Consider the following 16,096-nt stretch of genomic DNA (forward strand, 5'->3'; position numbering starts at 1 on the left):
GCCACCTTGCCACGACCACAGCGCATCGAGCAGGCCCCTCGAATCAGCCTGATTTCAACCATTGCGTCGCGCCCCCGACGCGGCGAGCCTTTTCGGTAGCGAATCGTTCTGTGCGGGCTGGGTCTCGCGCAGCATCGACGAAAGGAATGGGTCGCCACGATGCCGAACAGCTCTGCCACGTCGAAGAACACCGCAATCGCCATGATCGAACGCAGAATCTCCTCCACCACCGAATCCTGGGACTGGCAGATCGACGCACTGTGCCGAGGCCAGGACTCGGAGATCTTCTTCTCCCCGTCGGGTGAGGGGCGAACGGCGCGTCGCCAACGCGAGGATCGCGCCAAGCAGGTGTGCGCCGGCTGCGGAGTGCTCGACGCATGCAAACGGTTCGCGCTGGCAGCCAACGAACCGTTCGGAGTGTGGGGCGGAACGACTGCCCGCGAGCGACAACAGCACCGAGCCAACTCCCGACGTGCCGACGAACGGCAGGCGAGCTAGTAGCAGGAGTGAAGCCGGCGGAACGACCCGATAGTTCGGCAGTCGACCTTGCGGCTCGACCCGGTAGTTCACAATGGAAGGGTGAGCGAACCCGAGAAGCCCCAGCAGTGGACGTATCTGATGGACATGGACGGTGTCCTCGTGCACGAGGATCACCTGATCCCCGGCGCCGACACGTTCCTCGCCGAGCTGCAGGCCAACGAGATTCCGTTCATCGTGCTGACCAACAATTCGATTCGTACCCCCCGTGACCTGCGCGCACGTCTCGCATTCACCGGTCTGGACATTCCGGAGAAGTCGATCTGGACCTCCGCTCTCGCCACCGCGACGTTCCTCGGCAATCAGCGGCCCGGCGGCAGCGCGTACGTCGTCGGCGAGTCGGGTCTGACCACCGCGCTGCACGACATCGGCTACACCCTCACCGACTCGAGCCCGGATTACGTGGTGCTCGGCGAGACCCGCACGTACTCGTTCGAGGCCATCACCACCGCCATTCGTCTCGTCGAGAAGGGTTCGCGCTTCATCGCCACCAACCCCGACGCCACCGGACCGTCCCGTGAAGGCTCGCTGCCAGCGACCGGTTCGGTGGCCGCGCTCATCACCAAGGCCACCGGTAAAGACCCCTATTACGTGGGCAAGCCCAACGCGTTGATGATGCGTTCGGCGTTGCGTGCGATCGGAGGGCATTCCGAGAACACGCTGATGATCGGCGACCGGATGGACACCGACGTGCTCTCCGGTCTCGAAGCCGGGCTGCAGACCATCCTGGTCCTCACCGGAATCTCGACGGTCCAATCCGTCGAGCAATATCCGTACCGGCCGACCAAGGTCCTCGATTCCGTCGCAGACCTGGTGGGCCGTACTCAGAACCCGTTCTGATGACACTCGAATTCGTACTCTCGCGGCAGGATCACCACGTCGTCGGACTGGGCGTCCGGCACGCTTTTCCCGATGTCGCCGACGCGGTGGCCGCGGTGCGGGAGGGCCGAAACGTCGTCGGCGCAATCCCTTTCGACATGTCCGACGCCACCGCCCTCATCGAGCCGGATGAGTTCTACCGACTCGACGGGCCTTGGTCGACGGTCGATGCTCAACCGCCGTTACCGGCCGTGACCGTCACGCGCCAGATTCCCGATCCGGAAGTCCATGTGCAGCGAGTGCGCGATGTCGTCGAGCAGCTGAAAGCCGGTGTGGCCGAGAAGATCGTGCTCGCTCGGGCCATCGAAGTGACCGCAGATGCACCGATCGATCCCGCCTCCGTGTTGAGCGCACTGGTCACCCGAGATCCGATGGGCAACGGCTTTCTGGCGGATCTGTCGCCCGCAGGTAAGACCGGCACGCACATCGTCGGCGCGAGCCCGGAACTGTTGGTTCGCAAGCGCGGCAACGTCGTCACCTGCCATCCGTTTGCCGGAACGGCTGCGCGTTCCACCGATCCCGACGAAGAAGCACGCATCTCCGCGGCGTTGGCGGCCAGCGCCAAGGATCAGGCCGAGCACCGATTTGTCGTCGACGAGATCCGTGCTGCGTTGGAGCCGTATTGCGAGACGCTCGATGTGCCCGAGTCACCCCAACTCAGCAGCACTCCACAGCTGTGGCACCTGTCCACGCCCATCGTCGGCACCTTGGCCGATCCCGCGACCTCGGCGCTCGATCTCGCGCTGGCACTTCATCCCACCGCTGCCGTCGCGGGCGTTCCCCGAGCCGCGGCCATGGCTGCGATCGCGGACGTCGAGGGCTCCCGCGGCTTCTACGCCGGAGCCGTCGGGTGGACCGACGGCAGCGGCGACGGCGAATGGATGGTCACGATCCGCTGCATCGAACTCGCTGCGGACGGACTTTCTGGAACTGCCACAGCGGGCGGCGGCATCGTCGCAGATTCCGACCCCGACGCCGAACTGAACGAAACCACGGCCAAGTTCCGAACGGTGCTCAGCGTCTTCGATCACTGACCCGCTGCGGCCACGGACGAGCGTCGTCCTCGCTGCTTCACCGGATCCGGTACTGGTACCGAGTCGATCAGAGCGCGGGTATACGCGTGTTGGGGATTGCGAAACACGTCGGTAGCCGAGCCTGATTCGATCACAGATCCGTCGCGCAGCACCACAACTCGATCCGCCACGCTGTCCACCACCGCCAGGTCGTGGCTGATGAACAGGCAGGCGAATCCGAACTCCTCGCGCAGTTCGGAGAACAATGTCAGAACCCGAGCCTGCACGGAAACGTCGAGAGCGCTGGTCGGCTCGTCTGCGACCAGCAATCTGGGCGAGAGGGCGAGCGCTCTCGCCAACGCCACGCGTTGGCGCTGCCCACCCGAGAGCTCGGCTGGGCGTCGATCTGCGAAGTCTTTCGGCAGATGCACCGATTCGAGTAGTGCGGCCACCTTCGTACGCAACACAGCCCCTGTCGCGGTCTTGTGTACCACCAGTGGTTCGGACACACTCTGTCCCACCGTGCGCCTAGGATCCAGCGATGCCGCCGGGTCTTGATGCACCAGAGCCACATTGCGTCGTATAGCCCGCAGTTGCTTTGTGGACAGACCTGCCAGTGACGCACCGAGCAAATCGACCTCTCCCGAAGTAGCAGCGACCAGACCGAGCGCGAGGCGACCGAGAGTGGTCTTGCCCGAGCCGGACTCGCCGACCAGACCGACCACCTCACCGGTGCCCACCGTCAACGTCACGTCGTCGACGGCGGTGAATGACGGCGCACCGAACCGACCGGGGAATATCACGGACGCGGCGCGGGCGGAGAACACCGGTTCGCGCGCCTCGCGGCCAGTCCTCTCGGGCGAATCATGCAGTTGCGGAACAGCATCGAGTAGTTCCCTGGTGTACGGCTCGCGAGGATTGCCGAACAATCCCTGCACCGGCTGCTCCTCGACCACCCGGCCGTCTCTGAGAACCACCACCTTGTCGGCGATGTCGGCCACCACACCCATGTTGTGGGTGATGATCAAGATCGCAGTCCCGCGGCCGTCGCGTAGTCGCCTGAGCAACGCAAGGATCTCTGCCTGAACAGTGACGTCGAGTGCGGTGGTCGGCTCGTCGGCGATCAGCAGATCCGGCTCACCGGACAGTGCCAACGCGATCACCACACGCTGCTTCTGGCCGCCCGACAATTGGTGCGGATACCAGTCGACACGCACTGCTGCATCCGGAATGTCGACGAGCTCGAGCAGTTCGATCGCACGTGCTCGCGCGTCCTTCTTCGAGATCTTTCGGTGCGCACCGAGGGCCTGGGTGATCTGCCATCCAATTTTCTGCACCGGGTTCAGAGCCGTCTGCGGCTCCTGGAACACCATCGCGGCCTTCACTCCCCGCACCGACCGCAGTAGGCCCTCGTCCGCACCGACCAACTCGGTGCCGCCGAGCGTCACCGACCCGGTCACCGTCGCCCCGCCAGGTAATAGCCCCAGCACGGTCCGGGCCGTCAACGATTTTCCGGATCCGGACTCCCCCACCAACGCCACGATCTCACCGGGCTCGACTGCCAGATCCACGCCTTTCACCACCGGCGCGGCGACGCCGAACCGGATGGTGAGGTCCTCGATGTTCAACAACGTCACGACCGACGCTCCTCTCCGATTCCCTGGGCGATGAGCAGAAATCCGAGCACCAGCGCCGCAACGACCACCAGAGGCCCGACGGCGAAGGCCGGATTGATGTCCAGGTTCGGTATGGACTCGGCGATGATCGAGCCGAGCGATGGCTCCGGCGGTCGCACACCGATGCCTATGAAGCTCATGGCACTTTCGACGAAGACCGCGAGCGACAGGCTCAACGCCACCTGCACTCCGAGCGGCTCCAACGAGTTCGGAAGTACGTGCGTGCGCAACACGAACAATCTGCCTGCACCGATCACCTCCGCGGCCTCCACGAACGGCTGTTCGCGCACCTTCAGCACCGAGGTACGCACCAGACGTCCGAAAATCGGTACCTCGGACAACACGATGACCACCCCGACCGTGAATGCACCGGGACCGATGATCGCCGCCAAGGTGATCGCCAGGATCAGTGCCGGGAATGCCAACACCACGTCGAACACACGTTGCGCCGTGGTGTCCGCCGCGGGATGCAGCGTCGACAGCAAGCCGATGGCACCGCCGACTACGGCACCGATCGGAACCGCGACGAATGCGATGATCAGGTCGATGCGAATGCCGTACAGGACTCGGGAAAACACGTCGCGATTGACCTGATCGGTTCCGAGCCAGTGATCGGCATCTGGAGACAACAGGTTGGCTCCCGAAATCTGCTCGAGTGGATCGAACGGGGCCAGCAGGGACGCGAAGATTCCCGCCAGCGCGATGATCGCGACGATGACGATGCCTGCCAGTCCTTGACCCCGAGTCAGCCCCGACCAGCGGGTGCGAGTGTTCGCAACGGGCTGCACCTCCAGGGCAGTCATGACACTCCTCCGATCCGGATACGGGGATCGAGGTAGGCGTGCACCACATCGGTCAGCAGCTGCACCAGAACGAACACCGACACCGAGAGCAGCAAAAGTACCTGGACCACCGGATAGTCGCGACGGCTGATGCCCTGCTCGATCAACTGCCCGATTCCCGGCCACGCGAAAATGGCCTCGACCAGTACGGCGCCACCGAGGAGCTGGCCGGTCTGCAGCCCGAGTGCGGTCACTGCCGAGGGCAGCGCGTTGCGAAGCGCACTCTGCAACACCAGGTTCCGCTGGGAAACCCCGAGAGATCGGGCGGTGGTGATGTATGGCTGGCGCAGCTCCGATCGCAGCGACTCGGTGAGGAACCGCGTCAGCGCAGCACCGACCGGCAACGCAAGGCAGATCGCCGGCAGCAGCAAATACTGCACCGTGATGTCCGGGCGGGCCCAGTAGCCGTCGGGAGGAATTCCCCCCGCGGGCAGCACCGGCAACAGAACCGCGAACACCAGCACCAGCAGGACGCCGGAGACGAAGGGCGGCAGCGCAACCGCGAGGGTGTTCGCTCCATTGACCAGCGCGGTCAACCACCGCTTGGGCCAGGCGACGGAGGCCACCGACAATGTCACCGACACGACCACCGCCAGCAGCAGCGCGGCCGAGGCCAACACGATGGTGTTGGTCAGCCCGTCGACCACCAGGTCGGAGATGGAGCCGCCGATGACGAACGAGCGCCCCAGATCGAACGTGAGCACACCCGCAAGCCATGAGAAATACTGCGCCGGAATCGATTTGTCCAGTCCCAGTTGACTCTTGATCGCGGCGATCGAGTCTTCGGTGGCGTCCGGACCGGCCAGGGTGGTCGCCGCGTCACCAGGGACGAGCCGGAGTACGAAGAAGATGAGCACCGAGGCCAGGAAAAGCACCAGAATCGCCGACGGGATCTTGCGCAGCAGGTAGCGAGTCATGCGATGAAGGCCTCCGTCAAGATCACTTCCGACCGTTTCGTCCAGCCGATCCCGTGTACGGCGTTTGCTGCAACGATTTGGTTGAACGCTACCCCGATCTCGATGAGGAACAACCCGTCCAACAATTCCTTGCTCACGGCGGCGTACTTCTCGACGGCCTCCTCACTGGTGCCGTCGGCGACCCGCCAGGCCGCGTCGGCGGCCGCCACATACGACGGCGACTCGTAGTGCGATGAGTTCTTCTGCGCGTTGAACGGGTAAGCGCTGACCGTCAGAGTGGACGGGGTGTACTGCGCCCACGAGTGGAAGGTGACCCACAGCGCCGGGAACTGCGCTCCGATCAGCTGCTTGACGAAGGACGCGCTCTCGATCGGGTCGAGTACCACGTCTATGCCGATGGCCGCGAGGTTCGCTTGAACGATCTGCGCGGTGGCCTCGTAATAAGGATTACCCGCCTGATAGGTCAGCGGCAGCGTGGGGACCGAACCCACCTGTGCTACGAGCGCCTTCGCTTCGTCGAGATCGATGCTGTATGTACTGTTGAGCGATTCGTTGTACGCCGGTGAGCTTTTCGGCCACGGTAGGTTGATCGGATAGCCGGCACCACGGAAAACCTCAGCGACTATTCGATCCCGATCGAGTGCGTATGCAATGGCGCGGCGGAGGCGAACGTCGGCAAGGGCTGGGTTCTGTACGTTGGTCCCCACGTAGATCTGCAGCTCGGCACCCTCGAGGTCGGTCGTCGTGTGCGCGCCTGCGGCGGCGAGGGTTTCGGAATCGCGGTAGTTGATGTTGGTCACCGCCTGCACCTGGCCGGATCTGAGAGAATTGAGCAGCGCTTGGGGATCGGTGATGACGGAGACTTCGACGCGGTCCAGGTACGGCCGCTCGGGAACCCAGTAGTTCTCGTTGCGCTCGAACGTCAGCGACTGATTCGGCGTGCGCTCGGTCAACACGAACGGCCCAGTGCCGATGAACTTCTCACCGGTAGCGAGCTGGTCGATCGATTCGCTGTCGAGGATCGGAACGGTATCGAGCAGGTCGAACACGTTGCCCAGTGGATGATCGAACGTGAGCACCAGGCGATGCGGGTCGGAAGTATCGAATCCGGTGATCGCCGCCGCCGTACTTTTCAGCTGCGCAGTCCATTTCGGGTCTCCGTACGTCTTGATCGAGAACTCCGCATCGGCGGACGTGAACGGCCGCCCGGAATGGAACGTGACATCGTCGCGCAACGTCAAGTCGAGTGACAAGCCGTCCGGGGCGAGTTCCCACGACGTCGCCAGCAACGGCTGCGGGGTTACCTCGTCGTGCGGGTATCGAATCAGGCTCTCGAAGGCCAGTCCGATGATCGTGGTGGCGGCACCGGTGTTGGTGAGGAAGTTCGCAGGAACGACGTCGAGCGGTATCCCGGTTTTCAAGGTGCCGCCGCGCACCGGAACGGCACTGGACGACGCAGACTCCTGCTGCTCGTCAACGGCCGACGAGCACGCTGCTGTCCCGAAGATCGCCAAGGCGGTCAGACCTGCTCCTCTCAGAAACGTTCGTCGGGCAAGGCCGTTCAAGGGCAGTGTGCTCACTGGTGATCCAGCTTTCGGGATGCAGGGTTACTTTCGAGATGAAAGGGTCCGGGAGAAGTACGAATCGGCCGGGCGCGGCCCGGTTCATGCCAGCGAAGCTAGCATTGGTTTCTGCCCGCTACCAACCCAGCCGGGCGTTCGAATCACCGTGAATCGAAGTGTGTACATCGGACTTCGAAAATGATCAGCTGGCTGGAAACATGCACTGCACCCGTGTGATTCGGGCAGTTCTCCTCACAACGATAGGACCCGACATGTCGGTGGACACCCTTCCCGCGAATGCGACTGTACGACGTGCGATCAAGATCGGAGGCAACATCGGTGCGCGCATCGAGGGTGTCCGACTCGGTGGCGATCTGGATTCCGACACGGTCGAGTTCATTCGTCGCGCCTTGCTCCAACACAAGGTGATCTTCTTCAGCGGTCAGCACCACCTCGACGACGAAAGCCAGTATGCGTTCGCCGAATTGCTCGGATCGCCGACCACCCCGCACCCCACGGTCACCTCCCGGGGCACCAAGACGCTGGCCATCGACTCCGACTACGGCAAGGCCAACAGCTGGCACTCCGACGTCACCTTCGTCGACCGGATCCCGAAGGCGTCGATACTGCGCGCGGTCAGTCTCCCGGAATACGGCGGGAACACCACATGGGCCTCACAGACTGCCGCCTACGCACAGTTGCCGGAGTCCTTGAAGGCATTGGTCGACAACTTGTGGGCCACGCATTCCAACAGCTACGACTACTCGGCGACTGCGGCAGAGAAGATCCAGAACGACAAGACGGAGGAATATCGAAAGGAGTTCCAGTCCACGTATTTCGAGACCGAGCACCCAGTCGTCCGCGTGCACCCCGAGACCGGTGAGAAGACTCTGGTACTCGGTCACTTCGTGAAGAACTTCATCGGACTGTCCACCAAAGAATCGCAGACCCTGTTCAACCTGCTGCAGGATCGAGTGACGAAGCTGGAGAACACTGTTCGCTGGACGTGGAGCCTCGGTGACGTTGCGATCTGGGACAATCGCGCCACGCAGCATTACGCCGTGGCCGACTGGGACGATCAGTACCGTCGCCTCGAGCGGATCACCCTCGCAGGCGATGTGCCGGTACATCCCGGCGGCGAGGCGAGCCGGGTCGTTGCAGGCGACGCGGCCCATTACTCGCTCATCGACAAGCCCGTGCGCATCACGCTCTGATGCCGGTCCCGCCACACGCACGTGGTTACGACGGGTTCGAGGGTCGAATCGGCCGCACCACAGCCGATTCGACCCCGTCGTGGACATACCCACCGGAAGCCCCCTCGACTGCACCGAACATCGTCATCGTCCTCGTCGACGACATGGGCTACAGCGACACCGGGCCCTACGGCTCGGAGATCGACACACCGAACCTGAACCGTCTGGCCGCATCGGGTATTCGATTCACCAACTACCACACGACGCCGCTCTGTTCACCGTCCCGCGCCTCGTTGTTGACCGGCCTGAACGCGCATCGAGCCGGGTACGGCTACGTCTCCAACGCAGACCCCGGCTACCCCGGGCTACGGCTCGAGCTGGCCGACGACGTGCTCACCCTGCCGGAGATTTTGCGCGAGAACGGTTATGCCACCTATGCCGTCGGAAAATGGCACCTCGTTCGCGATGCCAACATGGGTCCGGGTAGGACCAAGGATTCCTGGCCGACGCAACGAGGATTCGATCGCTACTACGGCTCGCTGGAGGGGCTCAATTCGTTCTTTCATCCCAATCAACTGACGTCGGACAACGGAGCTGTCGAGGTCGACGAGTACCCAACCGACTACTACCTGACAGACGACCTGACCGACCGGGCTGTGGGGTACATCAAGGATTTGCGCGCCCACGACTCCACCAAGCCGTTCTTTCTGTACTTCGCACATGTAGCGATGCACGGCCCGTTGCAGGTCAAGCCGACCGACCGGGTGAAGTACACCGGTTCCTATGCAGAAGGATGGGACCGTCTGCGCCAGAGCCGGTTTGCGCGCCAACTCGCACTCGGTCTCTTTCCCGAGGGTACCGAGCAAGCCCAGCGCAACACCGAACCCGGCTACGACGTGCTGCCCTGGGACGATCTCACGCCCCACCAGCAGCGCCGCTTCGCGCAATACATGGAGGTCTACGCAGGCATGGTCGACAGTGTCGATCAGTCGATCGGCCGAGTACTCGACGTCATCGAGGAGCTGGGTGAGCTCGACAACACCATCGTGGTGTTCACCTCCGACAACGGTGGCACCGCAGAAGGCGGACCGGAAGGGACGCGTAGCTATTTGGCAGAGTTCGCCGGCGTCACCGATCCGGACTGGGTGGGCGACGTTCCGCACGACGAAAGTCTCATCGGCACTGCGGAACTGGGTGTGCATTATCCGCGAGGCTGGGGACAGGCGTCGAATACTCCCTTTCGGTTCTACAAGGGGCAGACCTTCGCGGGAGGAGTCAGAGTGCCGTTCGTCGTGTCGTGGCCCGCCGGCGTACCCGCCTCGAACGATATCCGCAATCAATACGCCTATGTCAGCGATCTGGCACCGACATTGCTGGACCTGGCGGGCGTGAAACGTCCCGATCGCCGGAAAGGGCTGATTGCCAAAGACTTCGACGGTGTGTCGTTCGCGGAAGTGCTGCGCCGCAACAGCGCCTCGGAACACCGCGAACAGTATTCCGAGATCACCGGCCACCGCGGCTTCTACCGGGACGGGTGGAAACTGCTCGCATTGCACGATCAGGGCCGAAATATCGATGCCCCCCGGTGGCAGCTGTTCGACGTGAACACTGATCCGACCGAGTTGCATGATCTTTCGGGCCGGCTACCGGAGAAGGTAGCCGAACTCGCGGCGGCGTGGGACGACGCCGCGTGGGCGAACACCGTGTTCCCGTTGGTGACTCGGGCGGACCTTGCGCGACGGCGACCCGAGGATGCGCGCTTGTCGGACCCGGTGACGATTTTGGCCGGCACACCTACGCTCGAGCGCTACCGCTCGTCGCGTCTGATCGCCTACCGCGACTTCTCGTTCACGGTTTCGCTGCGGTCCTACGATGCCCGCGACGAGGGTGTGCTCGTGGCACACGGCGATCCGCAGGGCGGCTACCTCCTCTACATCGAGGGCGGAGCGGTCGTGTTCGGATTCAATGCCTTCGGGTGCTACGAGGAAGTATCGGGGGCGATACCGATCGGGGCGGGAGAGGTCACGGTCGACGCTGCGGTGGTGCCGAAATTGAGGTGGGACTTCACAGTGTCCGTAGACGGCACTATCGTGGCGGTACTCGAGAACAGAGTTCAATTGGTTGCAATGGCCCCGTGGACCGGAATTTCGGTGGGCGTCGATGCGCGCGGTCCGGTCTCGTGGGACCTGCGGAAGCGACGCGGACCGTTCCGTTACACCGGCGCGCTGAGATCGGTGACGTACCGACCCGGCCCGGTGCAGGTTCCGACGGCTACTGTCGACCGAATAGAAAGCGATGCAGAAGCATTCGCGGATTGATGCGGCTCGCCCGCCGGAGGAGGAACGCCACGTGATCACCCGCAGAGGCTTCATGGCCGGAACAGCCGGCGGTGCAGCGGCGCTACTGCTCGCTGCATGCAGTTCGGCGGTTCAGGAGGCGAAAGAGGGTGGATCGGCAGAGCCCGGCGGCTCACTCGTCATCGGAGCGCTCAGTGACCTCAACCCCGCCACCATCTTTTCGCAGTCGCTGACGTCGATGACTATCGGCGGACTGGTGTTCGACACACTGATTCGTCTCGACCCCACTACCCTCGAACCCACCCCCCGAGTGGCCACGGCATGGAAGGTCTCCGGTGACGGCTTGCAGGTGACACTGACACTGCGAGATGACGTAACCTTCCACTCCGGCCGGCCCTTCACCTCGCAGGACGTCGCCTACGCGTTCACCAACCTGGCCGAGGACACGGCTGGTTCGCAACTGCAGGCCGCCGCCAAGACGATCGTCTCGGTCGACACCTCCGATGCGAACGTCGCTGTCCTCACCCTTGCGCACCCTCTGGTGAATCTGTTCGACCTACTCGAATTCACCTTGCTCACCGACTCCGAGACCGAAGCGGCGCTACTGGCCGGTGAGCAGTTCGTTGGCACCGGTGCGTTCACGTTCGACTCCTGGCAGCGGGGACAGCAGTCGACGTGGAAGCGAAACGAGAACTACTGGGACGGCGCGGCGCTCCTGGACGAAGTGACCGTGCGCGTGGTACCCGACAACTCTGCACTGCTGTCCTCGGTGCGATCCGGTCAGACCAATGCCGTGATCGGCGTATCCGCCCAGGACGCTCGTCCGTTCGGTGACGGATTTCAGGTGGTGAACGAGGACGTCTACGACGTCGCCTTCTACGTCGGTGCCAATGTCGCTGATCCAGCGCTGGCGGACAAGAGAATTCGACAGGCCATCTCCTATGCGGTGGACCGGCAACGGATCGTCGACGAGGTACTCGGTGGGGTCGGATTCGCCTCGAGCGCACCGTGGCCCGAGTCCTCGCCTGCTTTCGACGAGGCAACCCGAGATTTCTACTCACGTGACCTCGAGGAGGCGCGGCAGTTGCTCGCCGAGGCGGGCGGAGCGCCGGCGGCACCGATCCTGCTCTCCTACGGCACCGGACTCGCACCAGCCCGAACCATCGCCGCGATCATCGAGAACAACCTGGCGGAAATCGGCTTGACCGTCACGCTCGACCCACGCGAACAAGCTTCGTTCTCGCCATTTCTGAGCAGCGGTGAGCATCAGCTGTGGATCAATCCGCACGGATTCGGCCAGCTCAACCCGTCGACGCTGGCCACCGGCGCGGCACCGTTCAAGCCCGCGAAGAACCTGTCGGGCTACAACTCACCCGGGTACACGGCGATAGTCGACCGACTCTGGACGCAGGCCGACCCGGAAAGCGATGCGGCCGAGGCGTCGTATCGGGAATTCTCGACTCTGTTGCTCGACGAGCAGTTCATCATCGACCTGGCCATCACGACCAACACCAACATCTACTCCGCGGGTGTGCAGAACGTGGCCTGGAACCGATACAAGAACCTAGATCTGTCACGGGCCACGGTGTAGCGCCTGATCCAGGTCTCCGATCAGATCCTCGGTGTCTTCGAGGCCGATGGAAATGCGCACCACGCCGTCGGTGATGCCCACTGCCGCACGACCTTCCGGCCCCATCGCGCGGTGCGTGGTGGTGGCCGGATGGGTGATCAGTGTCTTCGAGTCGCCGAGATTGTTGGAGATGTCGACGATGCGCAACGCGTCGAGCACCTCGAAGGCGCGTTTCTTGCCTTCCCCCGCAGGTGCTTCGAGCTCGAAGGTCACGACGGTTCCGCCGCCCGACATCTGCGACTTCGCCAACTCGAACTGCGGATGTGATTGCAGGAAAGGGTATTTCACCCAGCGCACCGCAGGGTGAGCTTCGAGGAACTCGGCGATCTGCAGCGCGGAGTTCACCGAATGCCGCACCCGCACCGGCATCGTCTCGAGCCCCTTGAGCAGGGTCCAGGCGTTGAACGGGCTCAGCGCCGGGCCGGTGTGCCGCATCAGAGTCTGCACCGGGCCTTCGATGTACTCCTTCGAGCCCAGGATCGCCCCGCCGAGTACCCGGCCCTGACCGTCGATGTGTTTGGTGCCCGAGTACACGACCACGTCGGCCCCGAGTTCGAGGCTGCGCTGCAGCAAAGGCGTCGCGAAGACGTTGTCCAACACCACCGTTGCGCCGGCAGCATGCGCCAGCTCGGACACGCGCCTGACATCGACCAACGACTGCATCGGGTTGGACGGGGTCTCGAAGAACACCGCCGTCGTCGGCACCGACAGCGCCTGCTCCCACTGCTCGAGGTCTTCGCCGTCGACAAAGACGGTCTCGACGCCCCAGCGCGGCAGAATCTCGTTGCAGACCACGAAACACGACCCGAAAAGGCTACGCGCAGCGACCAATCGGTCGCCGGCCTTCAGCAGCGCACCGAGCGCGGTGAACACCGCGGACATGCCGCTGGACGTCCCGAAGCATGCCTCGGCACCCTCGATCAACCGCAGTCGCTCCTCGAACATCTTCACTGTCGGGTTGCCGTACCGCGAGTACACGAAATGATCGATGTCGCCGGTGAAGGCCTGCTCGGCCGCGCCGGCACTCTCGTACACGAAACCCGAAGAGAGATACAGCGCTTCGGCGTTCTCGTCGAACCCGGATCGCATCAGGCCGCCGCGAACTCCCAGCGTTCCCTGACCCACACCCTCGGGCAAGGGCTTGTCGAATCCGCCGCCTTTGGGAATCCCCTTGTCGCTGCGCTCCTGCCCGCCGCCTGGATTCCCGCTCACGACTGCCTCCAGGGCAACCCGACCGCACGCCAACCCGTGGCTCCGCGGTGGCCGTCGGCGTCGGTGGCACCCTCGAAACCGTCGAGCACGTTGTAGGACGGGCCGATGCCCGCTGCCGTCGCGGCTTCCGCGGCACCGATGGACCGCTGACCGGAGCGGCACAGGAAAACTACCGGCCGATCGCCGTCCACCCCTGCGGCTTTCAGGTCATCGACAAAATCGGTGTTGCGCGCACCGTCGGGGTAGCTGACCCACTCGATCAGGTGCGTCGGACGGTCGATACCCGAGGTGTCCGGAACACCGACGTACTGCCACTCGGCGCGCGTACGAACATCCACGAGCACAGCCTCGGGGTTGCTCTGCAACAACTCCCAAGCCGCTTCCGGGGTTATGTCACCTGCGTAGGTCACTGGATCAGCCTTCCGTCACTTGCCGTTACATCACACATACCGAGATCAGACATTGCAGACCATCCACTTGTCGTCGACGCGGACGAACTTCCACTCGTCGTCGGTCTGCACTCCGGATTTCTCTTCCTTCAGCGGGACGGTCACCCTGCCGCGGTCGCCGTTGACCTCGTACTCCGACGGCACCCCGTCGATCGACGTCTCGCCGTTGCGCTCGACCTCGCCTGCTCGATCGGTTCGGTACTGCGCGTCGTCGCCGGGAACGAGGAGCGCAACCTGGTCGAAGCAGGTGTTCTCGCGCAACAGATCCGCATCGCCGGTGTTCTGTGCTTCGAGGAATCCGTCGACGGCGTCGGTGAGCAGTTGCGCCTGCGTCACGTTGTTCTCGGCGGGGGCGAACTTCGACGCCGCGAAGATACCGACGAGCAGAACGACGACGATGCCCGCGGCGATGATGAACGGCCACGCGTTGGGCGGACGCTGCTCACCGGAGTCGGCGGCCGCTTCGGAAGCGTTGTTGCGCGCTTCCTCACGACTGTCGACCCACTGCTGCCTACGTTCACTCCACGACGCCATGTAGGCAATCTTCCTCGATCCAACGGGCCCGGAACTACCGGGGTCCGACAGGAATGTCTCCGCGCAACGTGATGCGGTGCATCTTGCGGTGCTCGGTGCCGTAGTCGCGGTTGGCGTAGTGCGAGGTGCTCCGGTTGTCCCACAGCACCAGATCGCCGAGACGCCAGCGGTGCCGCACGACGTGCTCGGGCTTGGTGAGGTGCGCATAGAGCAGGTCCAGGATTCCGCGGCTCTCGGCCTCCGACACCCCCGCGATGTGGGAGGTGAAACCCGGATTGACGAACAGCCCCTTGCGGCCGGTTTCCGGATGCACCCGCACGACGGGATGTTCGACGGGGACCAGTGCGGTGACTTCCTTGCCGTCCCACACGTTGCCCTTGCCGCCGCGCTTCTGCGCGAGGTAGTAGCCGAACTCGCGGTTGCCGTCGTGAATTGCTTTGAGCCCGTCGATCATTCGTCGGACCGGCGCGGACAACGACTCGTAGGCGAGTTGGCTGTCGGCCCAGTTGGTGTCGCCGCCGTGCGGAGGTAGCACGACCGGACGCAGGATCGAGCCCATCGGAGGTCGTTCCATGAACGTGACGTCGGTGTGCCAGACGTCGGCGAAACCGTTGTCCTGGCTGTCGAGGGCGTAGACCTCGGGGGCGACGTGCCCACTGTCGTGCACGGGATGGCCGGCGGTGAGATCACCGAGCCGTCGACCGAACTCGATGTGGGCTGCGTCGTCGATCGACTGGCCGCGCAGCACCAGAACCTTGTGCTCGACGAGGGCCGTCCGGACGGCTTTTATCTCGGCGTCGGACGCGGTCGCGACGTCGAGTCCGATGACCTCGGCCCCGAAGCTCGGGCCGAACTTGTCGAGAGTGAGCGAAACGGTCTGTTCCAGAGTTGTCATGTGTCCTCGAATCTGTGCACGGCGAGAGGGCTGGATCAGGCAGCGCTGCCGTCGAAAGAGGGTCCTTCTCCCGGTAGATCTCGTCCGGGGAAAGGGATTGGGCGTCGGGTCAGGTCACCGACAACACATGTTGGTGCAGGTACGACAGAAGTCGACGGTGAACCGTCGGACCAGGTATGTCGTCTGCACGGGTCAATTCCTACCGGAACCCGGGGAATACGGCAAGTTGCCCAGTGCCCCAGCTCAGGTTGTCCTTAATTTATGCTGGGGTGTCCGCACTTCCCTCGAAGAAGGTAGCTCGCTGCACATGACTGATCAGACTCGTCCACTCCGCGTCGCCATCGTCGGTGCCGGACCGGCAGGCATCTACGCCGCCGACGCGCTCATGAAGTCCGACCACAATGTCAGCGGACCGGGCGTGAGCATCGACCTCTTCGAACGGATGCCGGCCCCGTTCGGA

15 protein-coding genes are annotated in these 16,096 nt (G+C 63.7%); 7 read left to right on the top strand and 8 right to left on the bottom strand.

Annotation, left to right across the window (positions count from 1 at the left end; genetic code table 11):
* Nucleotides 1–159: 159 nt before the first annotated feature.
* The 3 genes from ACQR3T_RS27210 (at nucleotide 160) to ACQR3T_RS27220 (ending at nucleotide 2,450) form a co-directional block, all read left to right on the top strand.
* Nucleotides 160–498: a WhiB family transcriptional regulator gene (locus tag ACQR3T_RS27210; protein ID WP_371829197.1), complete on the top strand. Its 339-nt coding sequence runs from the start codon at nucleotides 160–162 to the stop codon at nucleotides 496–498.
* A gap of 120 nt (nucleotides 499–618) precedes the next feature.
* The gene (locus ACQR3T_RS27215) at nucleotides 619–1,377 is read left to right on the top strand and encodes an HAD-IIA family hydrolase (RefSeq protein ID WP_155293463.1); all 759 of its coding nucleotides are present in this window, start codon (nucleotides 619–621) and stop codon (nucleotides 1,375–1,377) included.
* Nucleotides 1,377–2,450 carry an isochorismate synthase gene (locus ACQR3T_RS27220; protein WP_428695642.1) on the top strand — a complete coding sequence of 358 codons (1,074 nt, stop codon included), beginning with the start codon at nucleotides 1,377–1,379 and terminating at the stop codon, nucleotides 2,448–2,450. The genes ACQR3T_RS27215 and ACQR3T_RS27220 overlap by 1 nt, the downstream gene beginning before the upstream one ends.
* Here the strand turns inward: ACQR3T_RS27220 and ACQR3T_RS27225 are convergent.
* The 4 genes from ACQR3T_RS27225 to ACQR3T_RS27240 are packed head-to-tail and all read right to left on the bottom strand — an operon-like array spanning nucleotide 2,444 to nucleotide 7,444.
* Nucleotides 2,444–4,066: a dipeptide ABC transporter ATP-binding protein gene (locus ACQR3T_RS27225; RefSeq protein WP_428695643.1), complete on the bottom strand. Its 1,623-nt coding sequence runs from the start codon at nucleotides 4,064–4,066 to the stop codon at nucleotides 2,444–2,446. The genes ACQR3T_RS27220 and ACQR3T_RS27225 overlap by 7 nt on opposite strands.
* Complete coding sequence (locus tag ACQR3T_RS27230; protein ID WP_428695644.1) at nucleotides 4,063–4,908, bottom strand: ABC transporter permease; 846 nt, start codon at nucleotides 4,906–4,908, stop codon at nucleotides 4,063–4,065. Before ACQR3T_RS27230 ends, ACQR3T_RS27225 begins: the two co-directional genes overlap by 4 nt.
* Nucleotides 4,905–5,864 (bottom strand): ABC transporter permease, encoded by a 960-nt coding sequence (locus tag ACQR3T_RS27235; protein WP_428695645.1) that lies wholly within the window; start codon nucleotides 5,862–5,864, stop codon nucleotides 4,905–4,907. The genes ACQR3T_RS27230 and ACQR3T_RS27235 overlap by 4 nt, the downstream gene beginning before the upstream one ends.
* The gene (locus tag ACQR3T_RS27240; RefSeq protein WP_428695646.1) at nucleotides 5,861–7,444 is read right to left on the bottom strand and encodes an ABC transporter substrate-binding protein; all 1,584 of its coding nucleotides are present in this window, start codon (nucleotides 7,442–7,444) and stop codon (nucleotides 5,861–5,863) included. Before ACQR3T_RS27240 ends, ACQR3T_RS27235 begins: the two co-directional genes overlap by 4 nt.
* Before the next feature lie 254 nt (nucleotides 7,445–7,698).
* On the opposite strand from ACQR3T_RS27240, the gene ACQR3T_RS27245 reads away from it, so the two are divergent.
* From ACQR3T_RS27245 to ACQR3T_RS27255, 3 genes are read left to right on the top strand one after another with little or no spacing between them, the layout of a single operon-like run.
* Nucleotides 7,699–8,640 (top strand): TauD/TfdA dioxygenase family protein, encoded by a 942-nt coding sequence (locus ACQR3T_RS27245; protein WP_428695647.1) that lies wholly within the window; start codon nucleotides 7,699–7,701, stop codon nucleotides 8,638–8,640.
* On the top strand, nucleotides 8,640–10,937 hold the full coding sequence (locus ACQR3T_RS27250; protein ID WP_428695648.1) for an arylsulfatase: 2,298 nt from the start codon (nucleotides 8,640–8,642) through the stop codon (nucleotides 10,935–10,937). Before ACQR3T_RS27245 ends, ACQR3T_RS27250 begins: the two co-directional genes overlap by 1 nt.
* A 31-nt stretch (nucleotides 10,938–10,968) precedes the next feature.
* Complete coding sequence (locus tag ACQR3T_RS27255; RefSeq protein ID WP_428695649.1) at nucleotides 10,969–12,507, top strand: ABC transporter substrate-binding protein; 1,539 nt, start codon at nucleotides 10,969–10,971, stop codon at nucleotides 12,505–12,507.
* Here ACQR3T_RS27255 and ACQR3T_RS27260 read toward each other — a convergent pair.
* From ACQR3T_RS27260 to ACQR3T_RS27275, 4 genes are read right to left on the bottom strand one after another with little or no spacing between them, the layout of a single operon-like run.
* The gene (locus ACQR3T_RS27260; protein WP_428695657.1) at nucleotides 12,490–13,713 is read right to left on the bottom strand and encodes an O-succinylhomoserine sulfhydrylase; all 1,224 of its coding nucleotides are present in this window, start codon (nucleotides 13,711–13,713) and stop codon (nucleotides 12,490–12,492) included. The two genes, ACQR3T_RS27255 and ACQR3T_RS27260, sit on opposite strands and share 18 nt — an antisense overlap.
* Before the next feature lie 41 nt (nucleotides 13,714–13,754).
* Nucleotides 13,755–14,168 (bottom strand): rhodanese-like domain-containing protein, encoded by a 414-nt coding sequence (locus ACQR3T_RS27265; RefSeq protein WP_037172108.1) that lies wholly within the window; start codon nucleotides 14,166–14,168, stop codon nucleotides 13,755–13,757.
* Nucleotides 14,169–14,213: 45 nt separating this feature from the next.
* Nucleotides 14,214–14,741, bottom strand: coding sequence for a hypothetical protein (locus ACQR3T_RS27270; protein WP_428695650.1), 528 nt, complete (start codon nucleotides 14,739–14,741; stop codon nucleotides 14,214–14,216).
* Nucleotides 14,742–14,775: 34 nt separating this feature from the next.
* Nucleotides 14,776–15,636 (bottom strand): TauD/TfdA dioxygenase family protein, encoded by an 861-nt coding sequence (locus ACQR3T_RS27275; protein ID WP_428695651.1) that lies wholly within the window; start codon nucleotides 15,634–15,636, stop codon nucleotides 14,776–14,778.
* A gap of 307 nt (nucleotides 15,637–15,943) precedes the next feature.
* On the opposite strand from ACQR3T_RS27275, the gene ACQR3T_RS27280 reads away from it, so the two are divergent.
* On the top strand, nucleotides 15,944–16,096 hold a 153-nt coding region (locus ACQR3T_RS27280; protein ID WP_428695658.1), incomplete at its 3' end, for an FAD/NAD(P)-binding protein.

Origin of the sequence: Rhodococcus sp. IEGM1428 (assembly GCF_050321865.1) — a bacterium.
GTDB lineage: Bacteria > Actinomycetota > Actinomycetes > Mycobacteriales > Mycobacteriaceae > Rhodococcoides.

Excerpts from the sequence above, each read along its gene's own strand:
- ACQR3T_RS27270 (WP_428695650.1), bottom strand. The coding sequence starts at position 14,741 with ATGGCGTCGTGGAGTGAACGTAGGCAGCAGTGGGTCGACAGTCGTGAG.
- ACQR3T_RS27230 (WP_428695644.1), bottom strand. The coding sequence starts at position 4,908 with ATGACTGCCCTGGAGGTGCAGCCCGTTGCGAACACTCGCACCCGCTGG.
- ACQR3T_RS27275 (WP_428695651.1), bottom strand. The coding sequence starts at position 15,636 with ATGACAACTCTGGAACAGACCGTTTCGCTCACTCTCGACAAGTTCGGC.
- ACQR3T_RS27215 (WP_155293463.1), top strand. The coding sequence starts at position 619 with ATGGACATGGACGGTGTCCTCGTGCACGAGGATCACCTGATCCCCGGC.
- ACQR3T_RS27220 (WP_428695642.1), top strand. The coding sequence starts at position 1,377 with ATGACACTCGAATTCGTACTCTCGCGGCAGGATCACCACGTCGTCGGA.
- ACQR3T_RS27250 (WP_428695648.1), top strand. The coding sequence starts at position 8,640 with ATGCCGGTCCCGCCACACGCACGTGGTTACGACGGGTTCGAGGGTCGA.
- ACQR3T_RS27235 (WP_428695645.1), bottom strand. The coding sequence starts at position 5,864 with ATGACTCGCTACCTGCTGCGCAAGATCCCGTCGGCGATTCTGGTGCTT.
- ACQR3T_RS27245 (WP_428695647.1), top strand. The coding sequence starts at position 7,699 with ATGTCGGTGGACACCCTTCCCGCGAATGCGACTGTACGACGTGCGATC.
- ACQR3T_RS27210 (WP_371829197.1), top strand. The coding sequence starts at position 160 with ATGCCGAACAGCTCTGCCACGTCGAAGAACACCGCAATCGCCATGATC.